This is a genomic window from Phocaeicola sp. ICN-14070, assembly GCF_037892625.1.
In the GTDB taxonomy this organism is placed as follows: Bacteria; Bacteroidota; Bacteroidia; order Bacteroidales; family Bacteroidaceae; genus Phocaeicola; species Phocaeicola plebeius.
The window spans coordinates 1-4,629 of sequence record NZ_JBBKBF010000116.1; the positions used below are offsets into that span (position 1 = coordinate 1).

Genomic DNA, 4,629 nt, shown 5'->3' on the forward strand with positions numbered 1-4,629 from the left:
CTATACTTTATTAACATATCCAGTGAATTTAACGGTGAATAAGATGCTTGAAACACTCCTTCCATTCCTATGGTCTTTTTCTTATCTACCAAGTAACGATACCATGGAAAATAAAATAAATCACCATAACATAACAATTTAATCTTACTTAACAGGCTTGTTTCCAAACCAATAAAAAGTCCAGTTTCATTTTGTAACCTAGAATTCTCTCCAAATCCGTTTGCGTATAAACTCTGGTATTTCTTGTCATAGTATCTGTTGATAACTATCAAGAAAGTATTCACAACCGGTGAATAAATCAGTTGATTCAACGTGGCAATCTTTCCCTGCTTATCTACTGCCGTTTCACCAGAGAATACAAATTTCCCTTTATACCATTTATAATTCACTCCTACGTTATAGAAATATCTTCCACGAGGATAATAACGATTGTACAACCGCTCCGTCGGATTTAACACCTTGTTGAAAACATTATAAACAGCTGTAAATCCACCTTCAAAATATTTACCATCATAAGTTAAATTACTACCAACTAAGGTGTTGAATACGGCATTCTTCTTTTCCATATCTTTCTTCAAACGATGATAGCCATCAGTTTTCAACGTAGTTATACACTTATTATCCACCGTAGCATCCTTATTACGGAAAGAAACAAAACCTGTCAATAACCAGCGATTCTTCCATTTCCAGGAAGCACCTGCTCCCTGCAGATAATTCGCTTCATTCATCGAAGTATATTTGCTCAATCCTTTCCCTGCACGATTTAATGTGGAAAAGGAAGTGTATTTTCCCATACTAAACCCCATGTTCATTACCAGTCCATATCCAAAACTGGCTTTGTAGTTTCCTAATACCAGCGTATGCAACTTGCCGAAATCATTTAACTGAACAGAGGCATTGTAAAAATCGAATCCTTTCCGGTTATAAAGACTGAAGAACGGTTCTCCCGCATCCTTTTCTGCGGCCAAACTTACATAAACTTTCTGCTGAAACTGAAATTTATATCTCAGGTTCAAATAATACGGATCTCCATAATACCGTTTCGAAGCAAATTTCTCTTCTTCACCCAAGGGAATATCCGCATACCCCGCCTTTTCATTTAAAGGAATATCTGTCCGCATCCATACTTCCTGCTTATTGTATTTCCACAAGTTTTTCCAGGAAAACGCCCGTTTTTCCACCGAGTTACCCACATATACAAAATCCTTTAAGAAAGTTTGTGTCTGTTTATCCATTCCTTTCACTCCCCATAATTCATTCAAACTGACCAACGGTCCATATTTATACACATAGTAAAGAATATTTTCCACCATTTTATCTGATAAGAAAGGCAATTGTTCTAGCTCTTCCTTCGTTACCGTATTAATATTAAACGGATGTTCAGCCAGTTCACTCAAGTTTTCATACAGTTCTTCCCAAGAAGACAAATTTGCCTCTTCTCCAATCTGTTCCTCCCATTCCATCCAGGAAGACTGGGCACATACATTTAAACAGATTAAAAATGCTGATACACAAAGAGAAATACACTTTTTCCACATGTTATTCACCAGGTTATACACATACTATAAATACGTTAATTATATCACGTAATCTGAATATTATTTCTATTTTTGCGGGCATGAAGACATGTTTTTACATACTCATCTTCTTTGGGCTAAGCTTCCTTTCAGAAATTCATGCCCAACAAGTATCTCCTGTTACATCCGGTAAAGGATACAGAGTTCCCGTATGCGTTTATGAAGGAGACACTATACCTTGTATAACGCTGAAAAACATTTACGTTTACCCCAAACTCAAGTTTAAAAACAAAAGACAAGAAAGATATTACTACAAATTAGTACGGGATGTGAAAAAAACACTTCCTTTGGCCAAAGAAATCAAGCGGGCAGTCATCGAGACATACGAATACATGGAAACGCTCCCCAACCAGAAAGCCAAGGAGCAACACATGAAAATGGTAGAAAAAGGATTGAAGGAACAATACACCGCCCGCATGAAGAAACTGACTTTTTCACAAGGAAAGCTGCTTATCAAACTGGTGAACCGCGAATGCAACCAATCATCTTATCAGCTGGTGAAAGCTTTCATGGGACCTTTTAAAGCGGGATTTTATCAGGTATTTGCAGCCTTATTCGGGGCCAGCCTAAAAAAAGAATACCATCCTGAAGATGACGACAAGATGGTAGAAAGAGTAGTTACACTTGTTGAGAACGGACAATTATAACTATGTAAATCAATAAATTAACAACATATTAATAAGATATTCACAGGTAGTGTTCAACGCAATTTGAACAGTTTATGTGCAAATTCCCATATCATAATGCCTGCCGTTACAGACACATTCAGTGAATGCTTTGTACCGAACTGAGGTATTTCAATACAACCGTCGCACATGTCTACCACTTCCTGCTGCACACCTTTCACTTCATTTCCTAATACAATGGCATATTTCCGGCCTTTCTCCAGTACCAGTTCATCCAGTAGTGTACTTCCGGCACACTGTTCGATGGCCAGCACTGTATATCCGTCATTATGAAGTTCATTTACAGCATCTTGCGTATGCTTAAAATACTTCCAGTCCACTGTATATTCCGCTCCCAAGGCCGTTTTGTGCATTTCCGGATGAGGAGGTGTAGCCGTAATGCCACAAAGATAAATACAGTTCACCAGAAACGCATCAGAGGTACGAAACACCGCACCTATGTTATGCAAACTGCGAACTTCATCCAGCACCACTACCAACGGCAACTTATCTACTTCCTTAAACTCCTCCACCGTCAGGCGGTTCATCTCTGTAATCTTCAGTTTTCTTAATTCAGACATTTTTCGTATATTTGGTATGCGTTTGTCTGCAAAGATAAAAACTATATTCATAACCTTGTTGAAAACGGTGGAAAAGGTGTAAAAAACGCGCGCATAGAAAATGAAAATTATTTCTTGCATTATTCCACAAATAGATTATAGCACGCTCAAAACCAACAATCCAAAAAAGTTAGAGATAATTTTCACTGACAGTTTAAACACATTCTTCCCGAATTTTCAGGAATGAATACACGAAAAGTTTTTAACTTTGCAACGTATCAACAAATTGTTAATAGTATAGATAAAATCAAAATTATCAATACGTAAGCATGTTTATCAGTTATTCATATCCTTCACCCGGATGCTGATAACGGAAAAACAAAAAAAAGGGTGTTATTTTTACTAACATTATTAACGGGATATTATCAGTATCATTGTTTCTTTTAAAAAGAAGAAAAAATATAATCTAATAATGAAGAAAGAAGAATGGTTGAAAAAGGGTTATGTGGATGAACCCGTAGAAAAAGCGCTTGACCTGAAAGCGGAGATCAAAAAACTGTGTCGTGAAAAAGATGCCGTAATTCTGGGCCACTACTACCAGGCTGACGAAATACAGGAAATAGCAGACTTCATTGGAGACAGTCTGGCACTGGCTCAGTGGGCTGCCAAAACGGATGCAAAGATTATTGTGATGTGCGGAGTACACTTTATGGGTGAAACCGCCAAGATACTTTGTCCGGACAAAAAAGTGTTGATTCCCGACTTGAATGCCGGATGCTCTTTGGCTGACAGCTGTCCGGCTGATAAGTTTGCTGCTTTCGTAAAAGACCATCCCGGTTACAAGGTAATCTCGTATGTCAATACAAGTGCTGCCGTCAAGGCGGTGACTGACGTGGTAGTGACATCGACCAATGCCCGTCAGATTGTGGAAAGTTTCCCGGAAAATGAAAAACTGATCTTCGGTCCTGATAAGAACCTTGGAAATTACATCAACTCAATTACCGGACGTCAGATGCTGTTATGGGACGGTGCTTGCCATGTACATGAGAAATTTTCTGTGGAAAAGATTATCGAATTGAAAAAGCAGTATCCCGATGCACAGGTATTGGTTCATCCGGAATGCAAGGGGGCTGTGGCCAAATTAGCAGACAAAATCGGTTCTACAGCCGGATTGCTGAAATACGCTATGGCCAGCGACAAGAAAGACTTTATCGTAGCCACAGAAAGCGGTATTCTGTATGAGATGCGGAAAAAATGTCCGGAAAAGAACTTTATTCCTGCGCCTCCTGAAGACAGCACCTGCGCTTGCAACGAGTGCAACTTCATGCGCCTGAATACGCTTGAAAAGTTGTACAATACCCTGAAATACGAATGGCCGGAAGTCAATGTGGACGAAGCCATCGCTCAGGAAGCCATTAAACCTATTCAGAAAATGTTGGAAATATCTGCCAAGTTGGGACTTTAAAAAGTCTCAGCTTGCTTGTTAATGGCTTTTAAAGCGAGAATACGGCTTCTTAATGTATGTTATAAAACACATGTAAACGCACACAAAACTTGCATAATTCCAGAAAGTCCGTACCTTTGCATCGTGTTTTTCATAGTATTAGATTTAAGGTTAACAAAGGTTGGAGTTCAGCGGAACTCCTTTTTTTATGTCCATACGTTTCTTCTTTTCCTCAATATCGTGTGAAAAATGTGCTGATGCAAATGCGATAAATCAAAAATGAATCATCGTTTTTTATGTTTTCCGGAGCTGAACCTTACGTTTCCGGTAAGAAAAACGTATGTTTCTGCTTCCGAAAACATAGGTTTCTCATAAGTGAAACG

General features: G+C 38.6%; 4 protein-coding genes. 2 read left to right on the forward strand and 2 right to left on the reverse strand.

What is annotated here, in order from left to right; all coding sequences use genetic code 11:
- Positions 1-1,538: helix-hairpin-helix domain-containing protein (locus tag WKT20_RS17555; RefSeq protein WP_340417821.1), on the reverse strand; the 1,538-nt coding region annotated here is incomplete at its 3' end.
- An 80-nt stretch (positions 1,539-1,618) separates the two neighbouring features.
- On the opposite strand from WKT20_RS17555, the gene WKT20_RS17560 reads away from it, so the two are divergent.
- The gene (locus WKT20_RS17560) at positions 1,619-2,224 is read left to right on the forward strand and encodes a DUF4294 domain-containing protein (RefSeq protein WP_340417822.1); all 606 of its coding nucleotides are present in this window, start codon (positions 1,619-1,621) and stop codon (positions 2,222-2,224) included.
- Between the two features lie 53 nt (positions 2,225-2,277).
- On the opposite strand, the gene WKT20_RS17565 is transcribed toward WKT20_RS17560, so the two are convergent.
- Positions 2,278-2,823, reverse strand: coding sequence for an RNA methyltransferase (locus tag WKT20_RS17565; RefSeq protein WP_040312435.1), 546 nt, complete (start codon positions 2,821-2,823; stop codon positions 2,278-2,280).
- A gap of 451 nt (positions 2,824-3,274) precedes the next feature.
- Here WKT20_RS17565 and nadA point away from each other — a divergent pair, with 451 nt between their 5' ends.
- Positions 3,275-4,267, forward strand: coding sequence for a quinolinate synthase NadA (nadA, locus tag WKT20_RS17570; RefSeq protein WP_117701228.1), 993 nt, complete (start codon positions 3,275-3,277; stop codon positions 4,265-4,267).
- The last annotated feature ends 362 nt before the right edge of the window (positions 4,268-4,629 follow it).